Genomic DNA, 24226 nt, shown 5'->3' with positions numbered 1-24226 from the left:
TCTTACGCCGGGATGGTCCCCTGGTATTGGACCAGGCCGTCGTCGATCTTGAGCCATGCCAGCTTTTCCGAGACCCAGATGTGCTCGGTCGGCGTGAAGGCGTTGCGATCGTCGAACGTGGTCAGCGAGACGCCCGCCAGCGTCCCGTTGCGCCGCCACGAAAACAGGCGCGTGCCGCAGCGCTTGCAGAACACGCGGTCGATCGCCTCGGACGAGGCATAGCGCTCGGTCTCGCCCTCGACGGTCAGCGCGCGCTGGTCGAACTGCGCGCGGACGAAGTAAGGCGAGCCCATCGCCTTCTGGCACATGCGGCAATGGCAGATGCGGACGTTGAGCGGCTCGCCCTCCGCCTTGAACCGCACCGCGCCGCAGAGGCATCCACCTTCCCGGATCATGACGCCCTCAATAGGTTGCCCGGCCGCCCGAGATGTCGAACACGGCGCCGGTCGAGAATGCGCAGTCCTGCGACGACAGCCACGCCACCATCGCGGCCAGCTCCTCCACCAGCACGAAGCGCGCCTTCGGGATCTTCGACAGCATGAAGTCGATGTGCTGCTGCGTCATCTGGTCGAAGATCGCGGTCTTGGCGGCCGCCGGGGTCACCGCGTTGACGAGAATGTCGTGCGCGGCGAGCTCCTTGCCGAGCGACTTCGTCAGCGCGATCAGGCCGGCCTTGGACGCCGAATAGTGCGCCGCGTTCGGGTTGCCTTCCTTGCCGGCGATCGAGGCGATGTTCACGATCCGCCCGTATTTCTGCTTGAGCATTTCGGGCACGATCGCCTTGCTGACGATGAAGGGACCGTCGAGGTTGATGCGCAGCACCTTGCGCCATTCCTCGAGGTCGGTCTCCCAGACCGGCTTGTTGACGCCGGCGATGCCGGCGTTGTTGACGAGGATGTCGATCTTGCCGAAAGCGGCCAGCGTCGCATCGCGGGCCTGCTCGACGGCCGCGGTGTCGGTGACGTCGACCTTGAAGACCTTGGTCTCGCCGCCAACCTCTTTGGCCGTCTTCTCGGCCAGCCCCTGGTCAAAATCCCAGATCGCGACCTTGGCGCCGGAGCCGACGAAGCGCTCGGTGATGGCGCGGCCAAAACCCTGGGCGCCGCCGGTGACGATGGCGACGCGCCCCTGGAGATCGATCTTGTTCATCGCGAAACCCTCCCTGTCCCTCATGGTGAGGAGCGCGCACCTGGCGCGCGTCTCGAACCATGGAGCCCGTGGCCCATCCCTCGCGACGGCGCGCTCGCGCCTCCCGGGGATGAGGCGTTGATCAGAGCATGTAGCCGCCGTCGACGACGAGGTCGACGCCGGTGGTGAAGGCGCTCTCGTCGCTGCCGAGATAGACCGCCATGGACGCGATCTCCTCGGCGGTGCCGAGCCGGCCCATCTTCTGGCGGGAGATGAACATCTCCTTGCCCTGCGGCCCTTGCGCCGCGGCGCGGTCGAGCATCGAGGGCGTCTCGACGGTGCCGGGGCAGATCGAGTTGCAGCGGATGCCCTTGGTGATGAAGTCGAGCGCAACCGCGCGCGACAGCAGCGACACCGCCGCCTTCGACGAGCTGTAGACGTAACGGTTCGCCGGTGGCCTCAGGGCTGCGCAGGACGAGATGTTGACGATGCTGCCGCCGCCGCCCGCGATCATGTCGGGCAGGAAGGCCTTGATGGTCCGGTGCATCGACTTGACGTTGAGGTCGAACGAGAAGTCGAAATCCTCTTCCGAGCATTCCAGGATGGTGCCGTGATGCACGAAGCCGGCCGCGTTGAGCAGGATGTCGATCTTGCCGACGCGCTTGGCAAAGGCGTTGACGTCGGCGGTGTTGCGGACGTCTAGCTTGGCGACCTCGGCAATGCCTTCCTTGGTCAGGCCGGCGATGCCGGCCTCGTTGATGTCGGTGGCGATGACGGTTGCGCCTTCACGCGCGAACGCGAGTGCGCATGCGCGCCCGATGCCTGCTGCCGCTGCCGTGACGACGGCGCGCTTTCCCTTGAGGCGGTCTGCCATTTTCTTGTTCTCCTCGATTTTCCTCATTGCCGTGACGCCGTAGCCCGGATGGAGCGCCAGCGTAATCCGGGATCCTGCGTTCGCGGATGGTGAACCCGGATTTCGCTACGCTCCATCCGGGCTACACGTACCTAACTCAGTGATTATCCCGCGCCACACCAAAGGTGCCGGCGACGTTCTGGTAGCGCGTGGCGAGCTCCATGCAGGCGCCGGTCGATTGCTGGCCGACGGTATTGCGATAGATCTCCTGCCACGGTGTCTGGTTCGCGGGATGCTTGAAGCCGCCGCTGGCCTTCAGCTCGGCGTGGCGCTTCTTCAGCTCCTCGTCCGAGATCAGGATGTTGGCGCTGCCCTTGTTGAGGTCGATGCGCACCTTGTCGCCGGTCTTGAGGACCGCAAGGCCGCCATTGGCGGCGGCTTCCGGCGAAGCGTTCAGGATCGAGGGCGAACCCGACGTGCCGGACTGGCGGCCGTCGCCGATGCAGGGCAGGGACAGGATGCCGCGTTTGATCAGCGCCGCCGGCGGCTGCATGTTCACGACCTCGGCGCCGCCGGGGTAACCGATCGGGCCGGTGCCGCGGATGAACAGCACGCAGTGCTCGTCGATGCCGAGCGAGGCGTCGTCGATCCGGTCGTGATAATCCTCAGGTCCTTCGAACACGATGGCGCGGCCCTCGAACGCGTTGAGGTCCTTCGCGTTGCTGAGATAGCGGTCGCGAAATTCCTTGGAGATCACGCTGGTCTTCATGATCGCGGAATCGAACAGATTGCCCTTCAGCACCAGGAAGCCGGCGTCCTTCACCAGCGGCTTGTCATAGGCCCAGATCACGTCGTTGTCGGGCTTGGGCGCGTCCTTGCAGTTCTCGCCGATGCCGCGGCCGTTGACCGTGACGGCATCCTCGTGGATGCGCTTGTGCTTCATCAATTCGCGCACCACGGCCGGCACGCCGCCGGCGCGGTGGAATTCCTCGCCGAGATAGAAGCCGGCCGGCTGCATGTTGACCAGAAGCGGCACGTCGTGGCCGACCTTCTGCCAGTCGTCGATCGACAGCTCGACGCCGATGTGACGGGCCAGCGCGTTGATGTGGATCGGGGCGTTGGTCGAGCCGCCGATCGCCGAGTTGATCACGATGCAGTTCTCGAACGCCTTGCGGGTCAGGATGTCCGAAGGCTTGAGATCTTCCCAGACCATCTCGACGATGCGCTTGCCGGTCTCGTAGGCGATCTGGCCGCGCTCGCGGTAGGGGGCGGGGATCGCCGCGCAGCCCGGCAGCGAGAAGCCGAGCGCTTCGGCGAGGCCGTTCATGGTCGAGGCGGTGCCCATGGTGTTGCAATGGCCGACCGAGGGCGCCGACGACGCCACGATCTCCATGAACTCTTCATAATCGATCTCGCCCGCGGCGAGCCGCTCGCGCGACTTCCAGACGATGGTGCCGGAGCCGGTGCGCTCGCCGGCATGCCAGCCGTTCAGCATCGGGCCGCCCGACAGCACGATCGCGGGCAGGTTCACGGTTGCCGCCGCCATCATGCAGGCCGGCGTGGTCTTGTCGCAGCCGGTGGTGAGCACGACGCCGTCGAGCGGGTAGCCGTAGAGGATCTCGACCAGGCCGAGATAGGCGAGGTTACGGTCGAGCGCCGCGGTCGGGCGCTTGCCGGTCTCCTGGATGGGGTGGGTCGGGAATTCCATCGCAATGCCGCCGGCCTCGCGGATGCCTTCGCGGACGCGGTGGGCAAGCTCGATATGATGGCGGTTGCAGGGGGAGAGGTCGTTGCCGGTCTGGGCGATGCCGATGATCGGCTTGCCGGACTGCAGCTCGGCGCGGGTGAGGCCGTAATTCAGATAGCGCTCCATATAGAGCGCGGTCATGCCCGGATTATGCGGGTTGTTGAACCATTCCTGCGAGCGAAGGTGACGGCGGGCGCCGTTGCCGGCGGGCGCGTGTCCATTGGTTGGCTTTTTTGTCATTGTTGTCTCCTGCAATGCAAACGCACCGGCGTCGGTCACCGGCGTGGATACTGGGCTGTCGGCTTGTGCGCTGCCCAACGGCGTGAGCAATGGTCTGCCTGCCCGCTGGCGGGGCGTTTCCTCACAAGTGCGATACTAGTCATGGCTACTTGGTAACGCTACCATTTTGTTCGGTGCGCCGCCGCCGGTCAGGGCCGGCCTGTTGTCCGACTGCCGGGATGCCGAGCTTTGCCGCTCGATCACCTTGAAGCCGAGATCGAGCACCGGCTGCTCCGGGCGCCGTCCCTCGATCGCCTCGATCAGCATGCTGGCGGCCGTCTTGCCCATCTCGTAGCGGTTGGTGCGCACGCTGGTGAGGGTGGGGACGGCGGAGGCCATGAACTCGAGATCGTTGAAGCCGACGATCGCGATCTGCTCGGGCACTTCGAACTCGCGGCGCCGGCATTCGAACAGCACGCCGAGCGCGAGGTCGTCATTGGCGCAGAACACCGCATCGAGGTCCGGCTCGCGCGCCAGCAGATCGGTGAAGAGGGCGCCGCCGAGCGTCACCGAGGTCGGCGTCCCCGTGGTGACGACGAGGCGCTGCTCGAACAGGCCGGCGTCCTTCATGGCCGAGACATATCCGTCCAGCCGGCGCTGCACCCTGGGATCCATGCGCGCGCCGACGAAGCCGATCCTGCGGCGGCCCTGCGCGAACAGGTGCGCAACCGCCGCGCGCGCTGCATCATAGTGGGAAAAGCCGATCATCATGTCGACCGGATTGGGGCCGATCTCCATGATCTGCACGATCGGGCAGTCGGCCGCCTCCAGCATCGCGCGCGATTCCGCGGTCTGGTCGATGCCGGTGACGATCAGGCCGGCCGGCTTCTGTGCGAGAAATAGCCGCAGCAGCTTCTCCTCCTGGAGAATGCTGTAGCGTGTGTTGGACAACTGGATCGAGTAGCGGCTGCCTTCGGAAGCGTCGTAGATGCCGCGCAGCACGTCGGAGAACACGTTGTTGGTGAGTGACGGAATCAAGACACCGATCACTTCGGTGCGCTGCGAGGCGAGGGCGCGTGCCGCAAGGTTGGGCACGTAGCCGAGCTCCTTGGCCGCGCTTTCGACCCGCGTCCGCTTGGCCACCGACAGCGCTTCGGGGTTGCGGAAGAAACGGGACGCGGTGATCGGGCTCACGCCGGCGAGCTCGGCCACTTCCGCCAGCCGGATTTTGCCTGACTTGGTGCGTTTTCGACCCATTTGTTGCTCTTAGCATAGCCATTGGCGCAAACAAAGGATCGTTGACAGCGCTACCAGCAACGACTAACCAAAGACAAATTGCCAAAGCCGCGCAAACTGCCGACAATGTAGCCTGCTATGGGGGGGCTTCGTTCGGCGAAGTTCAGAAAAACAAGACGGTGGCGGCGTGACAGTTGCGTCGCCTGAGTCGGAGGAGGGAGCTAGATGTCGTCTGTGCAAATCCGCGACGTGCGGAAATCGTTCGGCAATTTTGAAGTCCTGCACGGCGTCACGATTCCGATCGAGGACGGACAGTTCGTCGTTCTGGTTGGTCCCTCCGGCTGCGGCAAGTCGACGCTTCTGCGCATGCTCGCCGGCCTCGAGAACATCACCTCCGGCACGATCTCGATCGGCGACCGCGTCGTCAACAATGTCCAGCCCAAGGAGCGGGACATTGCGATGGTGTTCCAGAACTACGCGCTCTATCCGCACATGACGGTCGCGGACAACATGGGCTTCTCGCTCAAGCTGCGGAATGCCGGCTCCGACGAGATCAACAAGCGCGTCAAGCGCGCCGCCGAGATCCTCGCGCTCTCGCCGCTGCTCGACCGCTATCCGCGCCAGCTCTCGGGCGGTCAGCGCCAGCGCGTCGCCATGGGCCGCGCCATCGTGCGCGATCCGCAGGTCTTCCTGTTCGACGAGCCGCTCTCGAACCTCGATGCCAAGCTGCGCGTCGCCATGCGCACCGAGATCAAGGAGCTGCACCAGCGGCTGAAGACCACCACCGTCTACGTCACCCACGACCAGATCGAGGCCATGACCATGGCCGACAAGATCGTCGTCATGCATGACGGCATCGTCGAGCAGATGGGCACGCCGCTCGAGCTCTACGACAAGCCCGAGAACCAGTTCGTCGCCGGCTTCATCGGCTCGCCCGCCATGAACTTCCTCAAGGGCCATGTGCGCGTCAACGGCGTCGCGACCTTCGAGGGCCCGAACGGCGTGAAGCTGCCGCTCAAGTCCGCGCCGGCCGGCTCCGACGGCCGCCCGGCGGTCTATGGCGTGCGGCCCGAGCATTTCACCATCGCCGATGACGGCGCCGAGGCGGAGATCATCGTGGTCGAGCCGACCGGCTCGGAGACGCAGGTGTTCGCCAAGGTCGGCGGCGAGCAGGTCGTCGCGGTATTCCGCGAGCGGCACCAGTTCAATCCGGGCGACAAGGTCCGGCTGAAGCCCGACCCGTCGCTGGTCCATCTGTTCGACGACGCGACGGGCAAGCGCATGAACGCCTAGCGCATAAGACGACAAGGCATAAGCCAACAAAAAACATTACAGGGAGGACGACATGCAAGACTTTACCCGCCGGGCTCTGCTTCAAGGCGGAACGGCTCTGGCTGCCACCGGTGCGCTGACCGGGCCGGCACTGTTCGACTTCGCCAGGGCCTGGGCACAGACCGCGCCCTGGAAGGCAGAGCCGGGCGCCAAGCTGACCGTGATGCGCTGGAAGCGTTTCGTGCCGGCGGAAGACGATGCATTCAACGCGATGGTGGCGGCGTTCAAGGCCGCGACCGGCACCGAGATGAACGTGTTCAGCGAGTCCTTCGAGGACGTGCAGCCGAAGGCTTCGGTTGCGGCCAACACCGGCTCGGGTCTCGATCTCGCCTGGGGTCTGCACACGCTGCCGCAGCTCTTCCCCACCAAAGTCCTGAAGATGAACGACGTCGCCGATTACCTCGGCAAGAAGTACGGCGGCTGGACCGATGCGGCGGCCAAGACCTGCAAGCTCGGCGACGACTGGCTCGGCATTCCCGTCGCGACCAACGGCGGCTACATGACCTACCGCAAGTCGGCGCTCGACAAAGCCGGCTTCAAGGAATTCCCGAAGGACTTCCCGGGTTTCCTCGAGATGTGCAAGGCGCTGAAGGCCAACAACACGCCGGCCGGCTTCGCGCTCGGACACGCCTCGGGCGACGGCAATTCGTGGCTGCACTGGGTGCTGTGGGGCCACGGCGCCTACACGGTCGACCAGAACGACAAGATCATCATCAATTCGCCGGAGACGGCGAAGGCGCTGGAGTACTGCAAGGCGCTCTACGACGCCTTCATTCCGGGCACCCCGTCCTGGAACGACTCCTCCAACAACAAGGCCTACCTCGCCGGCGAGCTCTATTGCACGGCGAACGGCATCTCGATCTACGTCGCCGCCAAGACCGACCCGACCAAGAAGGAGCTGGCCGAGGACACCTATCACGCGCTCTGGCCGGTCGGCCCGGTCGGCAAGCCGACCGAACTGCAGCTCGCGCTGCCGATCCTCGCCTTCAACTTCACCAAATATCCGAACGCGTCGAAGGCCTTCATCGCCTTCATGCTTGAGAAGGAAAACTACGAGAAGTGGCTGGACGGCGCGCAGGGCTATCTGACGCAGACCCTGAACGCCTACGAAACGGCGCCGATCTGGAAGGCCGATCCCAAGAACTACGTGTTCTCGCAGGCCTCCAAGCGCACGCTGCCGGCGTCCGGCATCGGCACGGTCGGCGAGAAGGCGGCGACCGCGATCGCCGACTTCATCGTCGTCGACATGTTCGCCAACTACTGCACCGGCGCCAAGGATACGAAGGGCGCGATGGCGGAAGCCGAGCGCCAGCTGAAGCGTATCTACCGCTGACGGTCACGGGGCGGGCGGCCTTCCGGCCGCCCGCTCGTCAACCTTTCGATCAGGGATATCGGGCATGGCTGATGTCGCAATTCCCCGGGCCAAGCCTCAGATGAGCGAGGACAGCGCCTGGACCCAGCTCAAACACAATCGCAACTGGCTCGGCTTTTGGTTCATGGTGCCGGCCATGGCGTTCCTGATCTTCTTCCTGGCCTATCCGCTCGGGCTCGGCATCTGGCTGTCCTTCACGGACACCCGCATCGGCAGGGTCGGGCACTTCATCGCCACCGAGAACTATGAGTGGCTGTGGGACGACTCCATCTTCTGGCTGTCGGTGTTCAACACGCTGCTCTACACCTTCGTCGCCAGCGCCCTCAAATTCGCGATCGGGCTCTATCTCGCGCTGCTGCTGAACGAGAACATGCCGTTCAAGGCGATGCTGCGCGCGATGGTGCTGATTCCCTTCATCGTTCCGACGGTGCTCTCGGCGCTGGCGTTCTGGTGGATCTTCGACTCGCAATTCTCCATCATCTCCTGGTCGCTGAAGCATCTCGGCCTGATCAGCCAGAACATCAACTTCCTCGGTGATACGACCTGGGCGCGCATCTGCGTGATCTTCGCCAATATCTGGCGCGGCGTGCCGTTCGTGGCGATCACGCTGCTCGCAGGCCTGCAGACGGTGTCGCCGTCGCTCTATGAAGCCGCCACGCTCGACGGCGCCACGCGCTGGCAGAATTTCCGCTACATCACCTATCCGCTGCTGACGCCGATCATCGCCGTCGTGATGACCTTCTCGGTGCTGTTCACCTTCACCGACTTCCAGCTGATCTGGGCAATGACCCGCGGTGGCCCGGTCAACGCCACCCATTTGATGGCGACGCTGTCCTACCAGCGCGCGATCATCGCCGGGCAGCTCGGCGAGGGGGCCGCGATCTCGAGCGCCATGATTCCGTTCCTGCTCGCCGCGATCATGGTCTCCTGGTTCGGCCTGCAGCGTCGCAAATGGCAACAGGGAGAAAGCAATGACTGATCTTCCTGCCTCGAAAGTCGATCTGAAGAACGTGCTGTCGACGCCGGCGCGCGTCGATAACAGCGAGGGCATGAGCTATCTGCAGTCGGTGCCGCGCCGGATGGTGACGCTCTATCTGCCGCTCGCGATCATCGTCATCGTCCTGTTGTTCCCGTTCTACTGGATGGCGCTGACGTCGGTGAAACCCGACGAGCAACTGCTCGACCTCGACAGGTACAATCCGTTCTGGACCTGGAATCCCACCTTCAAGCACTTCCACAAGCTGCTGTTCGAGAGCTACTACCCGCACTGGCTCTGGAACACGATGTACGTCGCCGTCTGCGCGACGGTGCTGTCGATCATTGCGAGCGTGCTGGCCGCCTATGCCATCGTGCGCCTGCGCTACAAAGGCGCCAATCTCGTCGGCGGGCTGATCTTCCTCGCCTATCTGGTGCCGCCGTCGATCCTGTTCATTCCGCTGGCAACCGTCGTGTTCCAGTACGGCTTGTTCGATTCGCCGCTGGCGCTGATCCTGACCTATCCGACCATCCTGATCCCGTTCTCGACCTGGCTGTTGATGGGCTATTTCAAGACCATCCCGTTCGAGCTCGAGGAATGCGCGCTGATCGACGGGGCGAGCCGCTGGCAGATCCTGATCAAGATCGTGCTGCCGCTGGCGATCCCCGGCCTGATCTCGGCCTTTATCTTCTGCTTCACCCTGTGCTGGAACGAGTTCATCTACGCGTTGACGTTCCTGCAATCGACCAGCAACAAGACGGTGCCGGTGGCGATCGTCAACGAGTTCGTGGACGGCGACATCTACCGCTGGGGTTCGCTGATGGCGGGAGCCCTGGCCGGCTCGCTGCCGCTCGTCATCCTTTACGCCTTCTTCGTGGAGCATTATGTCTCGGCGATGACCGGCGCCGTGAAGGAATGACCGCGCCGTCCGTCTGAGAACGCGCCACAACGATTCAAGAGCGGCGCGTTCCGGCCAATAAGAAGGAGTAGGCTCTTGCACATTCTGGTTCTCGGCGCCGCCGGCATGGTCGGCCGCAAACTCTGTGAACGGCTGCTGCGCGACGGCCGGCTCGGCAAGAGCGACATCACGAAATTGACCATGCACGACGTGGTCGAGCCGAAGAAGCCGGAGAAGGCCGGCTTCCCCGTCGAGACAGTCTCGGGCGATTTCGCCGTCCCGGGTGCAGCCGAGAAGCTGATCGCCGGCCGCCCCGACGTGATCTTCCACCTCGCCGCCATCGTCTCGGGCGAGGCTGAGCTCGACTTCGACAAGGGCTATCGCATCAATCTCGACGGCACGCGGATGCTGCTCGACGCCATCCGCCTCACCGGCGGCGGCTATAAGCCGCGCGTTGTGTTCACGTCGTCGATCGCGGTGTTCGGCGCCCCGTTCCCGGATGCGATCGGCGATGAGTTCTTCCACACCCCGCTGCTGAGCTACGGCGCCCAGAAGGCGATCGGCGAATTGCTGCTGGCCGACTATTCGCGCCGCGGCTTCCTCGACGGCATCGGCATCCGCCTGCCGACCATCTGCATCCGGCCCGGCCTGCCCAACAAGGCGGCATCCGGCTTCTTCTCCAACATCCTGCGTGAGCCGCTGGCGGGCAAGGAAGCGGTGCTTCCGGTCTCCGAGGACGTGCGCCACTGGCACGCCACGCCGCGCTCCGCCGTCGGCTTCCTGCTGCACGCCGGCACGATGGACCTCGCCACGGTCGGTCCGCGCCGCAACCTGACCATGCCGGGCCTGTCGGCCACGGTCGGCGAACAGATCGCCGCGCTGAAGCGCGTGGCGGGCGACAAGGTCGCCGCCCGAATCAAGCACGAGCCCGATCCCTTCATCGTCGGCATTGTCGGCGGCTGGCCGCGCAATTTCAACGCCAAGCGGTCGCTCGAGCTCGGATTCACCACCGCCGAGAAGAATTTCGACGATATCATCCGCATTCACATCGAAGACGAGCTCGGCGGCAACTTCGTCGCCTGATCCAACCGATGAACAGCGTGGATATGACGATGGCGAGCGTTGCTTGCATCGGCGAATGCATGGTCGAGCTCCGGCAGGCCCAAGGGGGACATTCCTCTGGGCAGGCCGGGCAGAGCGGTGGCCTGTACTCGCGCGGCTTCGGCGGCGACACCCTGAACACGGCCGTGTATCTCGCCCGGCTGGAAGTGAAGGTCGATTATCTCACCGCGCTCGGCGACGATGCGCTGAGCGATGAGATGATCGCGGCCTGGAACGCGGAAAGCGTCGGCACCCGGCGTGTCGTCCGGCTGCCGGGCAAGCTGCCCGGCCTCTACATGATCCAGACCGACGCGAAGGGCGAGCGCCAGTTCTTCCACTGGCGCGACAGCGCGGCCGCGCGCCAGCTCATGAGCCTGCCGGAGACCGACGAGCTGCTCAACTCGCTGATGAGCTACGACATCGTCTATCTCTCCGCGATCACGCTCTCGATCTACGATGCGGCCGGGCGCGAGCGCCTGTTCGCGGCGATCAAGCGCGCGCGCCTGCTCGGCACCCGCTTCGTGTTCGACACCAACTTTCGCGCACGGGGATGGCCGGACCGCGATGTCGCGCGCGAGGTGTTTGCCGCAGCCTTTGCGGCCGCCGACATCGTGCTGACCTCGACCGAGGACCTGCTCGCGCTCTATCCGGGCGAGAGCCAGGAGCAGCTGATGGCGCGCATCCCGACCCCGGAGCTGGTGTTCCGCCTCGCCGAGCCCGTCAGCCTGTTGCGTTTCCCGGGCGGGACCAGCGAGGTCCGTGCCGAGCCCATGACCAAGCCCGTGGTCGACACCACCGCCGCCGGCGACAGTTTTGCCGCGGCCTATATCGCGGCGCGGCTGGCCGGGGCGGAGCCGGTCGAGGCGGCCCAGGCCGGCCATCGCCTCGCCAGCCTCGTGATTTGCTATCCCGGCGCCATCATTCCGGGCTATGCCATGCCGCCGAAGAAACGGCATCGGCCGGCGGCCTCCCGCCAGGCCACCAAGTAACCGCGACCAAGCGAAATCGAGCCCCCATGCCCACCGCCGCCCAACAGAACCACCTCGTCGCATTGTTCAAGGCTGCGACCGTCATTCCCGTCCTCACCATCGAGCGTATCCAGGATGCCGTGCCGCTGGCGCATGCGCTGGTGGCCGGCGGTGTCCGCACGCTGGAGGTGACCCTGCGCACCCCCGTTGCGATCGAGGCGGCGCGGGCGATCATGGCCGAGGTCCCCGATGCGGTCGTCGGCATCGGCACGATCCTCAATCCGGCCGACTTCACCCGCGTCGAGAAGCTCGGCGTCGCCTTCGGCATCAGCCCGGGCCTGACCCCGGATCTGCTCAAGGCCGCCGCCCACAGCTCCCTGCCGTTCGCGCCGGGCATTGCCACGGCGTCCGAGCTGATGTTGGCGCTGTCGCACGGCTTCGACGTCGCAAAGTTCTTCCCGGCCGAGCAGGCCGGCGGCATCAAGGGCCTGCGCTCGCTCGGCGGGCCGTTCCCGAACGTGCGGTTCTGCCCGACCGGCGGGGTCGGCGAGGCCAATGCGGCGACCTGGCTGGCCGAACCCAACGTGGTCGCGGTCGGCGGTTCCTGGCTGTGCCCGACGGCGGAGATCAGGGCCGGGAACTGGGCCGGCATAACTGCCATCTGCCAGCGCACCCTCAAGGCCCTTAAACCCGCGTGAAGTCTTGCCATCGCTGGGCTAAGACTTAGGTCAGGAAGAGACCCCCAGGGAGAAGAGACCATGACCGCCAGCATCGTCGGATGGGCGCATACGCCGTTCGGCAAATTCGACACCGAAACCGTCGAAAGCCTCGTCACCCGCGTCGCCAACGAGGCGATGGCTGATGCCGGCATTTCGGCCTCCGATGTCGACGAGATCGTGCTCGGCCATTTCAATGCCGGCTTCTCGGCGCAGGATTTTACCGCCTCGCTGGTGCTCCAGGCTGACCCGAAGCTGCGCTTCAAGCCGGCGACCCGCGTCGAGAACGCCTGCGCCACCGGCTCTGCCGCGGTGCATCAGGGCCTGCGTGCGATCGCCGCAGGCGCCGCCAAGGTCGTGCTCGTCGTCGGCGTCGAGCAGATGACGCGCACGCCCGGTCCGGAGATCGGCAAGAACCTGCTCAAGGCCTCCTATCTGCCCGAGGACGGCGACACGGTCGGCGGCTTTGCCGGCGTGTTCGGCAAGATCGCCAGCTCCTACTTCCAGAAATACGGTGACCAGTCCGATGCGCTGGCGCTGATCGCGGCCAAGAACCACAAGAACGGCGTCGCCAATCCCTTCGCCCAGATGCGCAAGGACTTTGGCTTCGACTTCTGCCGCGCCGAGAGCGAGAAGAACCCCTATGTCGCCGGCCCCCTGAAGCGCACCGATTGCTCGCTGGTCTCCGACGGCGCCGCCGCGCTGGTTTTGGCCGATGCCGAGACCGCCAAGGGCATGGCCAAGTCGATCGGCTTCCGCGCCACCGCGCACGCCCAGGATTTCCTGCCGATGTCCAAGCGCGACATCCTCGCGTTCGAAGGCTGCACGGTCGCCTGGCAGCGCGCGCTGGAGCAGGCCGGGATCACGCTGAGCGATCTCTCCTTCGTCGAGACCCATGACTGCTTCACCGTCGCCGAGCTGATCGAGTACGAAGCCATGGGCCTGACGCCGAAGGGGCAGGGCGCCCGCGCCATCAAGGAGGGCTGGACGCTCAAGGACGGCAAGCTGCCGGTCAATCCGTCCGGCGGCCTCAAGGCCAAGGGCCATCCGATCGGCGCCACCGGCGTCTCCATGCACGTGATGACCGCGATGCAGCTCGCCGGGCAAGCGCCCGAGGGCATGCAGCTCAAGAATGCAAAACTCGGCGGCATCTTCAACATGGGCGGCGCGGCCGTCGCCAACTACGTCTCCGTGCTGGAGCCGTTGAAGTAAGCCTTTGTAGGGTGGGTTGGCTGGCGCCTGCGCAAAGCGCAGGCGCTGGCGTAACCCATCATTTCGGCCTCCGCGGAGGCAGCGTTGGTGGACTACGCCTTCGGCTAATCCACCCTACGTTCTTTGCGTTAGATCATGGTGGGCGCGCTTTCCTTTGCCCACCCTACGGCTCCTGATTGATTTGCGAGAAATGCATCATGAGCAATGCCTACGAAGAATCCCTTTCCCTCGACGTACTCAACGATCGCATTGCGATCCTCGAGGACAATATCCGCCAGCTGATCGAGCAGGCTGCCGCCGCATCCGGCGAGCAGAACGAGTCGCGGATCGCCGATCGCATCAATCAGCAGAACGACGAGCTCGACCGCCTCATCAAGATCCGCGAATCCCGCCAGAAGAAATAGCGGCCGCTATGCGGCGCATGCGGCCATACGCCGGCCGCCCTTGCGCGCGCGGCGACCCTGCCGTTAGCTGGACCGAAATCGCCGGGCCGCTTCCAGAGCCCGCGCCATCGGGAGCAAACGAATGGGGCCGCTGAAGGGCATCAAGGTCGTCGACATGACCACCGTGCTGATGGGTCCCTATGCGACCCAGATGCTCGGCGACTATGGTGCCGACGTCATCAAGGTGGAATCGCTTGATGGCGACGTCACCCGCCTGATCGGCCCGACGCGTCATCCCGGCATGGGCCCGGTGTTCCTCAACACCAACCGCAGCAAGCGCTCGATCTGCCTCGACCTGAAGAAGCCTGCTGGGCGCGAAGCCGTGCTGCGCCTTCTGAAGGACGCCGACGTTCTCGTCTACAATGTCCGTCCGCAGGCGATGGCGCGGCTTCAGCTCGGCTATGACGTCGTCTCTGCGATCAACCCGCGCCTCGTCTATGCCGGCGTGTTCGGCTTCGGCCAGGACGGACCCTATGCGGCAAAGCCCGCCTACGATGACCTGATCCAGGGCGCCACCGCGTTGCCTGCGCTGATGGCACAGACCGGCGATGGCGTGCCGCGCTATGTGCCGAACGCGCTGGTCGACCGCATCGTCGGCCTCACCGCGGTCGGCGCGATCTGCGCCAGCCTCGTGCACCGCGACCGTACCGGCCGCGGCCAGCGTGTCGACATCCCGATGTTCGAGACCATGGCCGGCTTCGTCATGGGCGACCACATGGGCGGGCTGACTTACGAGCCGCCGCTCGACAAGGGCGGCTACGCCCGCCACCTCTCGCGCGACCGCCGGCCCTACAAGACCTCGGACGGCTATCTCAGCGTCATCGTCTACAACGACAAGCAGTGGGAAAACTTCTTCAAGGCAACTGGCCGCGACGACCTGCGCGCCGACGCCAAGTTCGCAACCTTCGCGGGGCGCGCCGCCAACATCGACGTCGTCTATGCCGAGCTCGCCCGCATCTTCGAGACGCGCACCACGGCCGAGTGGATCGACCTGCTCACCAAGGCCGACGTACCCGTGATGCCGATGCACGATCTCGCCTCGATCCTGCACGACGAGCATCTGGAGGCGACCGGCTTCTTCCCGGTCGTCGAGCATCCGACCGAAGGCCCGATCCGCAGCATGAAGGTGACCGCGACCTGGTCGGAGACCGAAGCCGACCCGGTGCGGCTGGCGCCGCGCCTCAACGAGCACGGCGCGGAGATTCTGCGCGAGATCGGATACTCGGCCGACGAGATCGCCGCCATGGTCCGCGACGGCGTCACGCGCTCGGCGCCGGAGTAGGGGGATCGAAATGACCGCAGCTCTCTCATCCGTCATTCCGGGGCTCGCGAAGCGAGAACCCGGAATCTCGAGATTCTCCGGTGCGCAAGTGCGCACCAGAGTTCGGTCCTTCGGACCACCCCGCAATGACAGGAGAGCCCGATGAGCTTCATCACCGGCGTCGGTCTCACCTCATTCGGCAAGCACGAAGGCTCGTCATCGCTCGACCTGATGAGCAAGGCCGCACAGCTCGCCCTCGACGACGCAGGCCTGAAGCGCGCCGACATCGACGGCATTCTCTGCGGCTACTCCACCGTCTCGCCGCACATCATGCTCGCCACCGTCTTCGCCGAGCACTTTGGCATCCGCCCGTCCTACGCCCACGCCGTGCAGGTTGGCGGCGCAACGGGCCTCGCAATGACCATGCTGGCCCATCACCTCGTGGAGGCGAGCATCTGCCGCAACGTCCTCGTCGTCGCCGGCGAGAACCGCCTCACCGGGCAGAGCCGCGATGCCTCGATCCAGGCGCTGGCGCAGGTCGGTCATCCCGACTACGAGGTGCCGCTCGGGCCGACCATTCCCGCCTATTACGGCCTCGTTGCCAACAGGTATATGCACGAATACGGCGTGACCGAAGCGGACCTCGCCGAATTCGCCGTGCTGATGCGCGCCCACGCCTGCACTCATCCCGGCGCGCAATTCCACGATCCCATTGGGGTTGCCGACGTCATGGCCTCGAAGCCGGTGGCGATGCCCCTAAAGCTGCTCGATTGCTGTCCGGTCTCCGATGGCGGCGCGGCGTTCGTTGTCAGCCACGAGCGGACCGGCAAGGCGGGCGTGCGCATTCGTGGCTGCGCCCAGGCCCATACGCATCAGCATGTCACCGCCGCGCCCGCGCTCAGCGAGCTCGGCGCCGAGATTGCCATCGCGCGCGCCAAGGAGGCCACGGGCCTTGCGATCTCCGACGTGCGCTACGCCGCGATCTACGACAGTTTCACGATCACACTCGCGATGCTGCTGGAAGACCTCGGGCTTGCCGGCCGCGGCGAGGCGGCAGCTCGCGTGCGATCGGGTCATTTCGGCCGGGACGGGGCGATGCCGCTCAACACCCATGGCGGCCTGCTCAGCTACGGCCATTGCGGCGTCGGCGGCGCCATGGCGCACCTCGTCGAGACGCATTTGCAGATGACGGGACGGGCGGCGAACCGGCAGGTGCGCGATGCCTCGATCGCGCTGCTGCACGGCGACGGCGGCGTGCTGTCGTCCCATGTCAGCATGTTCCTGGAGCAGGTCGCATGAGCGAGCGTCTGGCTGATTGGACCAAGGGCGAACAGGCCATCACCTTCCAGACCTGTAGCGCATGCGGTCACGTGCAGTATTTCCACCGCGCCTTCTGCGCGGCCTGCGGCGCGTCCGATCTGCGCGAGGCACGCGCCAGCGGCAAGGGCAGGGTCTACGCGACCTCGCTGGTCTGCCGGGCCGCCACGCCCGAGACGCGCGCGCACGTGCCCTACAATATTTTGCTGGTCGATTGCGCCGAGGGCTTTCGCATGATGGCGCACGGCGACAACGGTCTTGCCATCGGCGATTCGGTTGTCGCGAGCTTCAAGCCGTTCGCCGGCAAGCTGGTGCCGTTTTTCGCCAGGGAGAAATAGCGGGAGTTAGATGCTGTAGCCCGGATGGAGCGCAGCGAAATCCGGGGTTCCCACCCGGGATAGACTTTCCCGGATTGCGCTTCGCTTCATCCGGGCTACGGCAGCTACGGCCGCCAAATGCGAGGGGAGGGATTCGTCATTCGGGGGCGGTCCTGAGACCGAACCTGGAACGGGTATTCTGGGTCTGGCCTGTGCGAGAGCCACCCCGGAATGACGAAAACTCTAAAACTCCAACTCAACGCCCGTAGAACAAGATGCTGGCGATGACGAGCATCGCCGTCACCGCCAGCATATGCGCGAGCGCTCCCGAGGCCGCCCCCTTGGTGGCTTCCTTCATGCCTTTTTCTCCCTAGACTTGGGCGTGACTCATCGTGGCGCGGTGAGCGCACACAACGGCCAATTATTTTTACTCGGAACACCCCTTGCGAGTATCCGCCGCGATTTGTCCCCACGCGGCGAATATCGACTGTGCCAAGGTCGATCAGCAATGCGGCGGCATTTTGACTCGATGATGTTGCTCCCGCGTCCGCGCGCAATTACAGTTTCAGGGAACTCTCGCCGGTAACGACAAAAAGCATCAAAGGCTCAGGGAAAACTTCAGGAAAATCATGGCCCGCATTCAGTACAGCGACCCGTCCAAGGCTTCCGACCGCACCCGCGAAATTCTCGACAAGAACCGCCACGCCAACATCTTCCGGATGATGGCGCACTCGCCGAGCTATTTCGAGCAGTACTGCCGCCTCGGCGGCGCCATTCGTCACAAGGGCGAGCTCGATCCTGTCGTGCGCGAGCTCGCGATCACGCGCACCGGCATTCTGTGCCAGGCGCCGTACGAGATCGTTGCGCACAAGCGCATCGGCAAGAATGTCGGCGTCACCGACGAGCAGAACGAGGCGCTCGAGAACTGGCAAGGCGCGAGCTGCTTCAACGAGGTCCAGCGCGCCGCGCTCGCCTTCACCGACGAGATCGTGAAATTGAACAAGCCGACGGATGCGACCTTCAAGGCGATCGCGTCGAAGCTGACGCCGGCCGCGCTGGTGGAATTGCAGCTCTCGGTCGGTTTCTACATCATGACGTCAAAGTTCCTGGAGACATTCGAGATCGATCTGCAGCCCGTCACCGAAGTGGTGGGTTGATCCGGCACAAAAGCGCGGTGAGACGGGATGAATCGTCATCGCGCTTTAGGTAGTGTTTGCGCATGATCTTTCCGGAAAACCGCTGCGCACTTTTCCGGATCATGCTTTAGCGGCGAGGGACGCCGATGACGATCGATGAATATGCGGTCTGGGCCGCGAGCATTGCCAAGGTCGACGAGCATCCGTCCAACGAACGGCTGTCCTATCTCGGGCTCGGCCTTGCCGGTGAATCCGGCGAGGTCGCCGACCACATCAAGAAGCTGCTGCGCGACAACTGGCTCGACCAGGCGGGTCTCGTCGACGAGCTCGGCGACGTTATCTACTACTGGGCCTGCCTGTGCGCGGCGACCGGCCAGAAGCCGTCCGAGTTGCTGGACGCCAGCGCGAAGAAGATCAAGCGGCGGTTGGGCGAGGCGGCGAGCCGCTGAGGCAAAGGCGTGCGTTCGGGGCCACCGATTGTCTCCACAGCGTCATGGCCGGGCTTGTCCCGGCCATCCACGCCTTTTCACGCAGCACAGAGAACGTGGATGCCCGGGACAAGCCCGGGCATGACGACCTTTCTTGAGTGAACCGCGGCGGCGCGCGCTCACATCGACGTCAAAATATCCACCTTCGCATTGGCGACGATCAGGCGGTCCGCCAATAGTTGCGCCAGATTGCGCATGACGCGCTCGCTGGCGCGCGGGTGCTGCTTGCGGAAGCGCTCGAAATCCCTCAGCGGCACCTCGAACGCGGTCGCCGCCATGTCCGCGAACACGTCGGCCGTGCGGGTCGGCTCCAGCAACGCCATCTCGCCGAACGCCATGCCGGCGGTGAGCGTCGCCAGCCTGACGCCGTCGGGCAGGGTGACGTGCACCGCGCCGCTGCGCAGGAAGAACAGGGCATCGGCGGGATCGCCGGTCGTGATGATCTTTGCGCCGGAGGGAAAGGTCCTGATCGTGCAGATCGAGGCGAGGTCCGTCAGTTCTTCCTCGCTCATGCCCGATAGCAGCGGCTGCTCGGCAAGCTCCGTGGTCTCGTGGAAATCGATCGATCCCCCATAGCGGTAGACGATCTGGTCTTCGGCCCATTCGATCGCGGTGTCGAGCAGATAGAAGTCGCGGACGTTCTTCAGCTCCGCGGTCCATTCCCGCAACGTATCCCATTCCTTCGAGGCACGCCTGACGCCTGAGATCACCACGGTGACGTTCAGCGCGGCGAGCTCCGCGAACGCTTCGGCCACCAGCCGCGCCCCGGCGCGGGTGGTAGACGTGACGCGGTGAAGATCGAAGATCACGATTTGGGGCCGTGGCCGCCCGGCAAGGCGCCGCGAGACGTAGTCGACCGCCGACAAAGAGAGCGTGCCGACCAGCTCGATGACCCGCACCTCCTGCTCACGCCCGGCGAGGATCTCGCGCTCCTGCGGCCGGCGCACGCGGCGGGACGGGCTCTTGCCGATGTCGTAGTCGGCGATGACGGCGTTGCGGGCATCGTCGCTGCGGTTGAGCATGTGCAGGTCGTAGTGCGAGGACAGCGCCTCGCAGACCTTGATGCCGCGCACGCTGTTGCCGTGCTTGTCGAGCTTCGGCGAATAGCTGCCGAGCCCGAGCCGGGCAGGGAGCGCTGCGAGGATGCCGCCGCCGACGCCGCTCTTGGCGGGAATGCCGATCCGGTAGATCCATTCGCCGGCATAGTCGTACATGCCCGACGACGTCATCACCGACAGCGTGCGCGAGATCGCGTAAGGCGTCAGCACCTGCTCGCCCGTCACCGGATTGACGCCGCGATTGGCCAGCGTTGCCGCCATCACCGCGATGTCGCGCGCGGTGACCAGCACCGCGCATTGCCGGAAATAGACGTCGAGGACGCCCGCGACATTGTCGGAGATCACCGCATTGGTCTTGAGCAGATAGCCGATGGCGCGGTTGCGGTCGCCGGTCTGGCTCTCCGAGGTGTAGACGGCCTCGTCCACGGCGAGGTCGCGGCCGGCAAAGCGGCTGAGCGCGAGCCGGATCTGCTCGAAGGCGTCCGCGCCCTTGCTGTCATAGATCAGCCCGGTGCAAGCGATCGCGCCGGCATTGACCATCGGGTTGAACGGATGGTTCTCGGAATTGAGCCGGATCGAGTTGAAGGGATCGCCCGAAGGTTCGACGCCGATCGCGCTCTCCACCTTGCCGGCGCCCAGAAGGTCCAGCGCCAGCGCGAACACGAACGGCTTCGACATCGACTGGATGGTGAAGGGCACGCGGGAGTCGCCGACCTCGTAGACGTGGCCGTCGAGGGTTGCGAGGCTGATGCCGAAATAGGCAGGATCGGCCTTGCTCAGCTCGGGGATGTAGTCCGCGACGCTGCCCGAAGTTTCGGCAGAGAATTCATTGAGGCAATTGTCCAGAAACCGCAGCAAAGGCGGCTTCGAGCGGGTCCAGGCCGTGGCAGCGGGCGAGAGCGAGAGCGGTTTCATCGCCCCTGTTGTGCATCGCAATCAGGGCGCGCGCAACCCGTCAGGAACGATGGCCTGTCGCCGCACCAGCAGCAGGGCGATCAAGACCGTGGGCACGAGGATGGCGAGCCCCAGCAGCGTCACTTGCAGCTGTGACAACGGCATGATGCCGCCGCCGGGCGTGGCGACCACGAAACCGCCGATCACCAGCAGAATGCGGATCGGCCATTCCAGCGCGCCGGTGCCGCGCAGATCGCCGACGAAGGGCTGATAGCCCTGGATGCCGCCGCAGATGAACAGCGTGCCGAACGCGGCGAGGCCCATCAGGCCGAGGCCCGCCAGATAGGGGCTCGGCCCCTGCAGCACCAGCGCCGGATTGAGCACGAAGAAGAACGGGATGAAATAGATGATGCTTCCGACCCACATCGATTCCCAGCCGGTCTTCATCGCCGGCGAGCCGGCGATGCCGGCCGCCGCGAAGGAAGCGATCGCGACCGGCGGGGTGATCGAGGACAGCATGCCCCAGTAGAAGATGAACATGTGCACGGCCATCTTGTTCAGCCCGAGCTTCTCCAGCGCAGGCGCAACCAGGATGGCAAGGAAGATGTAGCAGGCCGTCGTCGTCAGACCGAGGCCGAGGATGAGGCTGGTGAGGGCGCACATCCCGAGCAGCAGGAACGGATTGTCGCCAGCGATGTGCAGGAGGTCGTTGGCAAGGCTCGACACCACGCCGGTCATCGAGAACGCGCCGATAAGGAGACCGCAGCCGGCGAGGATGCCGACCAGCTCGACGAAGGTGCGGCCGTTGACCTCGAGGAACTTGCCGATCGTGCCGAGCGTCCAGCGCGTGTCCTTGGAGAAGAACTGGTTGAGCACCAGCAGCAGCGCGGTGGCATAGAACGGCGCATGGCTCTCGCGCTTGAAGTAGAGCAGCATCACGATCAGCAGCGCGATGACGAAGACGTAGTACCAGCCGTCCTTGATCGTATCCATGATCCGCGGCAGCTCGGCGCGCGGAATGCCCTTGAGGCCATGGCGTGCCGCGTAGGCGTCGACCTGCATGAACAGGCCGATGTAGTAGAGCGCGGCCGGAATGATCGCGGCGACCGCGACGTCGGCATAGCTGACATTGAGGAACTGGGCGATCACGAAGGCGGTCGCGCCCATCACCGGCGGCGCCAGCACTGCGCCGGTGGAGGCACAGGCCTCGATCGCGCCGGCATAGGAGGCGCGAAAGCCGCTCTTCTTCATCACGGGGATGGTCATGGTGCCCGCGGTCAGCACGTTCGAGATGATCGACCCCGACATCATGCCGAGCAGGCCGCTGGCAAAGATGCAGACCTTGGCCGCGCCGCCGCGGAACGTGCCGCACAGCGCGAAGGCGAGGTTGATGAAGAATTTTCCGGCTCCGGTCATCATCAGCGCGGTGCCGAACACGAGGAAGCCGATCACGGTGTCGGCGAAGGCCTGGATGGGGATGCCGAGCAGGCTCTCGCCGGAAAGCACGTGATAGGCGGTGGCCTGCTCGATGGTCGACTGCGTGCCGCGGAACGGACCGAGCCAGCTGGATTCCGCAAACAGCGGATAGACGGTGAAGGGCAGCACGCTCAGCAGCAGGCTCCAGCCGCCGGTACGTCGCAGCGCCTCCATCAGCATGGCCCACATCACGAGGCCCGCCGCGATCACGGTGTTCGGCGCGCCGCCGAACTCCCAGCCGGCCTCCGCCGCCTTGCGCACGTTCGACATCAACAGCAGTGCCGCGGCAAACGTCACGACGAAGAACAACAGGTCGTACCAGGGGATGCGATCGAGCGGCGCGCGTTCGGTCCCGGGGAAGATCAGGAAGGTGAACGGCAGCATCAACGCGATCAGGAGATAGAAATACTCCGTGTTGAGCTGGGTGTAGCCGATGAAGAAGCGCAGCGAGAATTGCTGGTTGATGCACAGCAGGATCGTCGCTGCGGTTGCCGCGATCAGCGTCCAGCGCCAGGCGCCGCGCAGGGTGCGGACGCGCGTGACCTCCGCCTCCTGCATGTTGCCGGCCGCGCCGTGCGGGTCGTCGAACACGACCCGCTTGGGCTCGTTCCGGGAGTCGGTGGAGGTGGAAACAGACGACATCATCGACCCCGCGCGTGGGCTGGCAGCAATTGTTGGACTAGTCCTCGAACCCGTTCGGCATGCCGGCCTTGGCGAGCGCAGCAGCGCGCGCCTTCATCCAGCCGTCGAGGAAGGCCTTGTCATCCGAGGGCGGATTGGACTTGCCGTAGTCCGTCCACGCTGCCGCGAGCACCTCCTGCCGCTTGATCAGATTGTTGTTGTGCGTCTCCTGCGCATCGGACCATTGGCCGGCTTCCTTCAGCGCCTTCACGGAGCCCGGATGCACCGGCACCACCCAGTTCTTGGTCTGGCGGTCGGCGGCAAGGCCGCCGGCGCCGGGCGCGGAATCCTTGTAGGCGTCGTAGTTCACGATCATCGCTTTGGTGATCGCATAGATCTGGTCGGCTGGCTGCGCGGCGTAGGCGACGAAGATCGGGTAGGGGTAGTTGCCGAGCTCGACCGGCTTCTCGGGCGAGATGCCGGCGCCGCAGGTCGCAGTTTGCGGGAAGAAGAACGAGCCGACCTTCTGCATCCGCGCCCAGCCCTCCTTGTCCTTTGCGGGCAGCGGCGGCCAGATCAGCCCGCGCGGCGAGGTCTCGGCTTCCTTGGCGGGCCCGGTGATGGTGGTGCCGAAGGCGGCATCGACGTCGTTGTTGACGAGGCCCTTCCACATCGCGCCGTAGCTGGCGAACTCGACGGCCTTGACGTCCTTCTGCGTCAGGCCGGCGAAGGCGAGCACCGCGAGCGAGTTCTGGTTCAGCGCGGGCGAGCCGACCACGAAGCCGACGCGCTTGCCTTTCAGGTCCTTCAGGTCTTTCACTCCGGTGTCGGCTGCGACGCCAAGCGAACCGCAATTGCAATCGACCGTCGAGAGCAGGATCTGGAGCGGCTGCGGGCCCCATTCCCTGGAGCCGAACTCGAACACGCCTTCCTGCGCGAAATAGGTGCCCGATCCCATCGCCGAGGAGACCGCGCGCTTGGCGCGCAGCGGCGCGAGGCGGGCGACGTCGTTGCCTGCGGGCAGCACGCGCACGTCGGTGCCGAACTTGTCCTTCATCATCTTGCCGACGCCGACGGCGATGTTGAAGCCGGCGGTGCCGGTGTCATAGGCGGTGAAGGTCAACGTCGCCGGCAGCTTGACGTCTTCGGCGAGTGCATAGCGTGTAGACGCAAAAGAAATGCCCGCCACCAAGGCAGGCGCGAGCACGAGCAGCCCACGAAGCATGTTTCCCTCCCATGATCCTCGCTTTGCCGCGAGGATTTTCATTCTTTGTTTGAAACAGGTTTTGTTGAATCAGATCATGTCATCGCCATCAAGCCATGGCAACGCCGTACCGCGAACGCGGCAATGAGCCAGACAGATTGTCGCGTGTCCTGGCGACCGAACGCGTGGTCCATGGTTGGAGACATGCCGCAAGAACAGTCCTCGTCCTGAGGAGCCCGCGGAAGCGGTCGTC

The 24226-nt window shown here is 65.0% G+C and carries 22 protein-coding genes; 14 read left to right on the top strand and 8 right to left on the bottom strand.

The features are described from left to right. Nucleotides 1-2: 2 nt before the first annotated feature. The 5 genes from JQ617_RS19905 to gntR all read right to left on the bottom strand — a co-directional run bounded on the left by JQ617_RS19905 (nucleotide 3) and on the right by gntR (nucleotide 5204). Complete coding sequence (locus tag JQ617_RS19905; RefSeq protein ID WP_212027775.1) at nucleotides 3-395, bottom strand: GFA family protein; 393 nt, start codon at nucleotides 393-395, stop codon at nucleotides 3-5. Between the two features lie 7 nt (nucleotides 396-402). Continuing rightward, the gene (locus tag JQ617_RS19900) at nucleotides 403-1149 is read right to left on the bottom strand and encodes an SDR family NAD(P)-dependent oxidoreductase (protein WP_063684473.1); all 747 of its coding nucleotides are present in this window, start codon (nucleotides 1147-1149) and stop codon (nucleotides 403-405) included. Nucleotides 1150-1270: 121 nt separating this feature from the next. Continuing rightward, on the bottom strand, nucleotides 1271-2002 hold the full coding sequence (locus JQ617_RS19895; RefSeq protein ID WP_174719239.1) for an SDR family oxidoreductase: 732 nt from the start codon (nucleotides 2000-2002) through the stop codon (nucleotides 1271-1273). A gap of 136 nt (nucleotides 2003-2138) precedes the next feature. After that, nucleotides 2139-3968 (bottom strand): IlvD/Edd family dehydratase, encoded by a 1830-nt coding sequence (locus tag JQ617_RS19890; protein ID WP_212027774.1) that lies wholly within the window; start codon nucleotides 3966-3968, stop codon nucleotides 2139-2141. Between the two features lie 135 nt (nucleotides 3969-4103). Then, the gene (gene gntR, locus JQ617_RS19885; protein ID WP_212027773.1) at nucleotides 4104-5204 is read right to left on the bottom strand and encodes an HTH-type transcriptional regulator GntR; all 1101 of its coding nucleotides are present in this window, start codon (nucleotides 5202-5204) and stop codon (nucleotides 4104-4106) included. Nucleotides 5205-5408: 204 nt separating this feature from the next. Between gntR and JQ617_RS19880 the strand changes: the two genes are divergently transcribed. The 14 genes from JQ617_RS19880 (at nucleotide 5409) to JQ617_RS19815 (ending at nucleotide 18681) form a co-directional block, all read left to right on the top strand. After that, nucleotides 5409-6476: an ABC transporter ATP-binding protein gene (locus tag JQ617_RS19880; protein ID WP_212027772.1), complete on the top strand. Its 1068-nt coding sequence runs from the start codon at nucleotides 5409-5411 to the stop codon at nucleotides 6474-6476. A gap of 52 nt (nucleotides 6477-6528) precedes the next feature. Next, the gene (locus tag JQ617_RS19875) at nucleotides 6529-7848 is read left to right on the top strand and encodes an ABC transporter substrate-binding protein (protein ID WP_063684466.1); all 1320 of its coding nucleotides are present in this window, start codon (nucleotides 6529-6531) and stop codon (nucleotides 7846-7848) included. A gap of 100 nt (nucleotides 7849-7948) precedes the next feature. Beyond that, complete coding sequence (locus JQ617_RS19870) at nucleotides 7949-8866, top strand: carbohydrate ABC transporter permease (RefSeq protein WP_186467341.1); 918 nt, start codon at nucleotides 7949-7951, stop codon at nucleotides 8864-8866. Beyond that, nucleotides 8859-9782 (top strand): carbohydrate ABC transporter permease, encoded by a 924-nt coding sequence (locus tag JQ617_RS19865; protein WP_212027771.1) that lies wholly within the window; start codon nucleotides 8859-8861, stop codon nucleotides 9780-9782. Before JQ617_RS19870 ends, JQ617_RS19865 begins: the two co-directional genes overlap by 8 nt. Nucleotides 9783-9857: 75 nt before the next feature. Beyond that, nucleotides 9858-10844, top strand: a complete 987-nt coding sequence (gene denD, locus JQ617_RS19860) for a D-erythronate dehydrogenase (RefSeq protein WP_212027770.1) — start codon at nucleotides 9858-9860, stop codon at nucleotides 10842-10844. 29 nt (nucleotides 10845-10873) lie between these two features. Further along, the gene (locus JQ617_RS19855) at nucleotides 10874-11851 is read left to right on the top strand and encodes a sugar kinase (RefSeq protein ID WP_212027769.1); all 978 of its coding nucleotides are present in this window, start codon (nucleotides 10874-10876) and stop codon (nucleotides 11849-11851) included. Nucleotides 11852-11877: 26 nt separating this feature from the next. Then, a complete protein-coding gene (gene eda / locus JQ617_RS19850; protein ID WP_212027768.1) occupies nucleotides 11878-12528 on the top strand; it encodes a bifunctional 4-hydroxy-2-oxoglutarate aldolase/2-dehydro-3-deoxy-phosphogluconate aldolase in 651 nt (216 codons plus the stop codon). A 60-nt stretch (nucleotides 12529-12588) separates the two neighbouring features. Further along, nucleotides 12589-13758 carry an acetyl-CoA acetyltransferase gene (locus tag JQ617_RS19845; protein ID WP_212027767.1) on the top strand — a complete coding sequence of 390 codons (1170 nt, stop codon included), beginning with the start codon at nucleotides 12589-12591 and terminating at the stop codon, nucleotides 13756-13758. Nucleotides 13759-13955: 197 nt separating this feature from the next. Beyond that, nucleotides 13956-14162: a hypothetical protein gene (locus JQ617_RS19840; protein ID WP_063684453.1), complete on the top strand. Its 207-nt coding sequence runs from the start codon at nucleotides 13956-13958 to the stop codon at nucleotides 14160-14162. A 121-nt stretch (nucleotides 14163-14283) separates the two neighbouring features. Then, nucleotides 14284-15483, top strand: coding sequence for a CaiB/BaiF CoA transferase family protein (locus JQ617_RS19835; protein ID WP_212027766.1), 1200 nt, complete (start codon nucleotides 14284-14286; stop codon nucleotides 15481-15483). 141 nt (nucleotides 15484-15624) lie between these two features. Continuing rightward, nucleotides 15625-16761 carry a thiolase family protein gene (locus JQ617_RS19830; RefSeq protein ID WP_212027765.1) on the top strand — a complete coding sequence of 379 codons (1137 nt, stop codon included), beginning with the start codon at nucleotides 15625-15627 and terminating at the stop codon, nucleotides 16759-16761. After that, nucleotides 16758-17117 carry a Zn-ribbon domain-containing OB-fold protein gene (locus JQ617_RS19825; RefSeq protein ID WP_212027764.1) on the top strand — a complete coding sequence of 120 codons (360 nt, stop codon included), beginning with the start codon at nucleotides 16758-16760 and terminating at the stop codon, nucleotides 17115-17117. Before JQ617_RS19830 ends, JQ617_RS19825 begins: the two co-directional genes overlap by 4 nt. A gap of 608 nt (nucleotides 17118-17725) precedes the next feature. Then, nucleotides 17726-18253, top strand: a complete 528-nt coding sequence (locus tag JQ617_RS19820; RefSeq protein WP_212027763.1) for a carboxymuconolactone decarboxylase family protein — start codon at nucleotides 17726-17728, stop codon at nucleotides 18251-18253. Between the two features lie 125 nt (nucleotides 18254-18378). Continuing rightward, complete coding sequence (locus JQ617_RS19815) at nucleotides 18379-18681, top strand: nucleoside triphosphate pyrophosphohydrolase family protein (RefSeq protein WP_063684438.1); 303 nt, start codon at nucleotides 18379-18381, stop codon at nucleotides 18679-18681. Between the two features lie 158 nt (nucleotides 18682-18839). On the opposite strand, the gene glsA is transcribed toward JQ617_RS19815, so the two are convergent. From glsA to JQ617_RS19800, 3 genes are read right to left on the bottom strand one after another with little or no spacing between them, the layout of a single operon-like run. Then, complete coding sequence (glsA, locus tag JQ617_RS19810; protein WP_212027762.1) at nucleotides 18840-20693, bottom strand: glutaminase A; 1854 nt, start codon at nucleotides 20691-20693, stop codon at nucleotides 18840-18842. 21 nt (nucleotides 20694-20714) lie between these two features. Then, nucleotides 20715-22790 carry a TRAP transporter permease gene (locus JQ617_RS19805; protein ID WP_212027893.1) on the bottom strand — a complete coding sequence of 692 codons (2076 nt, stop codon included), beginning with the start codon at nucleotides 22788-22790 and terminating at the stop codon, nucleotides 20715-20717. 37 nt (nucleotides 22791-22827) lie between these two features. Then, nucleotides 22828-23994 (bottom strand): TAXI family TRAP transporter solute-binding subunit, encoded by a 1167-nt coding sequence (locus JQ617_RS19800; RefSeq protein ID WP_212027761.1) that lies wholly within the window; start codon nucleotides 23992-23994, stop codon nucleotides 22828-22830. Nucleotides 23995-24226: the final 232 nt, after the last annotated feature.

The organism is Bradyrhizobium sp. KB893862 SZCCT0404, assembly GCF_018130885.1.
GTDB lineage: Bacteria > Pseudomonadota > Alphaproteobacteria > Rhizobiales > Xanthobacteraceae > Bradyrhizobium > Bradyrhizobium stylosanthis.
The sequence above is the reverse complement of the archived record's forward strand: the minus strand, read 5'-3'. Positions and strand labels throughout refer to the sequence as shown.

What these genes read in the sequence shown, in the direction of transcription:
- JQ617_RS19880 (WP_212027772.1), top strand. Translation starts at nt 5,409, where the DNA reads ATGTCGTCTGTGCAAATCCGCGACGTGCGGAAATCGTTCGGCAATTTT.
- JQ617_RS19800 (WP_212027761.1), bottom strand. Translation starts at nt 23,994, where the DNA reads ATGCTTCGTGGGCTGCTCGTGCTCGCGCCTGCCTTGGTGGCGGGCATT.
- JQ617_RS19900 (WP_063684473.1), bottom strand. Translation starts at nt 1,149, where the DNA reads ATGAACAAGATCGATCTCCAGGGGCGCGTCGCCATCGTCACCGGCGGC.
- glsA (WP_212027762.1), bottom strand. Translation starts at nt 20,693, where the DNA reads ATGAAACCGCTCTCGCTCTCGCCCGCTGCCACGGCCTGGACCCGCTCG.
- JQ617_RS19820 (WP_212027763.1), top strand. Translation starts at nt 17,726, where the DNA reads ATGGCCCGCATTCAGTACAGCGACCCGTCCAAGGCTTCCGACCGCACC.
- JQ617_RS19830 (WP_212027765.1), top strand. Translation starts at nt 15,625, where the DNA reads ATGAGCTTCATCACCGGCGTCGGTCTCACCTCATTCGGCAAGCACGAA.
- JQ617_RS19905 (WP_212027775.1), bottom strand. Translation starts at nt 395, where the DNA reads ATGATCCGGGAAGGTGGATGCCTCTGCGGCGCGGTGCGGTTCAAGGCG.
- JQ617_RS19895 (WP_174719239.1), bottom strand. Translation starts at nt 2,002, where the DNA reads ATGGCAGACCGCCTCAAGGGAAAGCGCGCCGTCGTCACGGCAGCGGCA.
- gntR (WP_212027773.1), bottom strand. Translation starts at nt 5,204, where the DNA reads ATGGGTCGAAAACGCACCAAGTCAGGCAAAATCCGGCTGGCGGAAGTG.
- JQ617_RS19845 (WP_212027767.1), top strand. Translation starts at nt 12,589, where the DNA reads ATGACCGCCAGCATCGTCGGATGGGCGCATACGCCGTTCGGCAAATTC.
- JQ617_RS19840 (WP_063684453.1), top strand. Translation starts at nt 13,956, where the DNA reads ATGAGCAATGCCTACGAAGAATCCCTTTCCCTCGACGTACTCAACGAT.
- JQ617_RS19875 (WP_063684466.1), top strand. Translation starts at nt 6,529, where the DNA reads ATGCAAGACTTTACCCGCCGGGCTCTGCTTCAAGGCGGAACGGCTCTG.
- JQ617_RS19825 (WP_212027764.1), top strand. Translation starts at nt 16,758, where the DNA reads ATGAGCGAGCGTCTGGCTGATTGGACCAAGGGCGAACAGGCCATCACC.
- JQ617_RS19865 (WP_212027771.1), top strand. Translation starts at nt 8,859, where the DNA reads ATGACTGATCTTCCTGCCTCGAAAGTCGATCTGAAGAACGTGCTGTCG.
- JQ617_RS19805 (WP_212027893.1), bottom strand. Translation starts at nt 22,790, where the DNA reads ATGTCGTCTGTTTCCACCTCCACCGACTCCCGGAACGAGCCCAAGCGG.
- JQ617_RS19815 (WP_063684438.1), top strand. Translation starts at nt 18,379, where the DNA reads ATGACGATCGATGAATATGCGGTCTGGGCCGCGAGCATTGCCAAGGTC.
- JQ617_RS19890 (WP_212027774.1), bottom strand. Translation starts at nt 3,968, where the DNA reads ATGACAAAAAAGCCAACCAATGGACACGCGCCCGCCGGCAACGGCGCC.
- JQ617_RS19835 (WP_212027766.1), top strand. Translation starts at nt 14,284, where the DNA reads ATGGGGCCGCTGAAGGGCATCAAGGTCGTCGACATGACCACCGTGCTG.
- JQ617_RS19870 (WP_186467341.1), top strand. Translation starts at nt 7,949, where the DNA reads ATGAGCGAGGACAGCGCCTGGACCCAGCTCAAACACAATCGCAACTGG.
- eda (WP_212027768.1), top strand. Translation starts at nt 11,878, where the DNA reads ATGCCCACCGCCGCCCAACAGAACCACCTCGTCGCATTGTTCAAGGCT.
- JQ617_RS19855 (WP_212027769.1), top strand. Translation starts at nt 10,874, where the DNA reads ATGGCGAGCGTTGCTTGCATCGGCGAATGCATGGTCGAGCTCCGGCAG.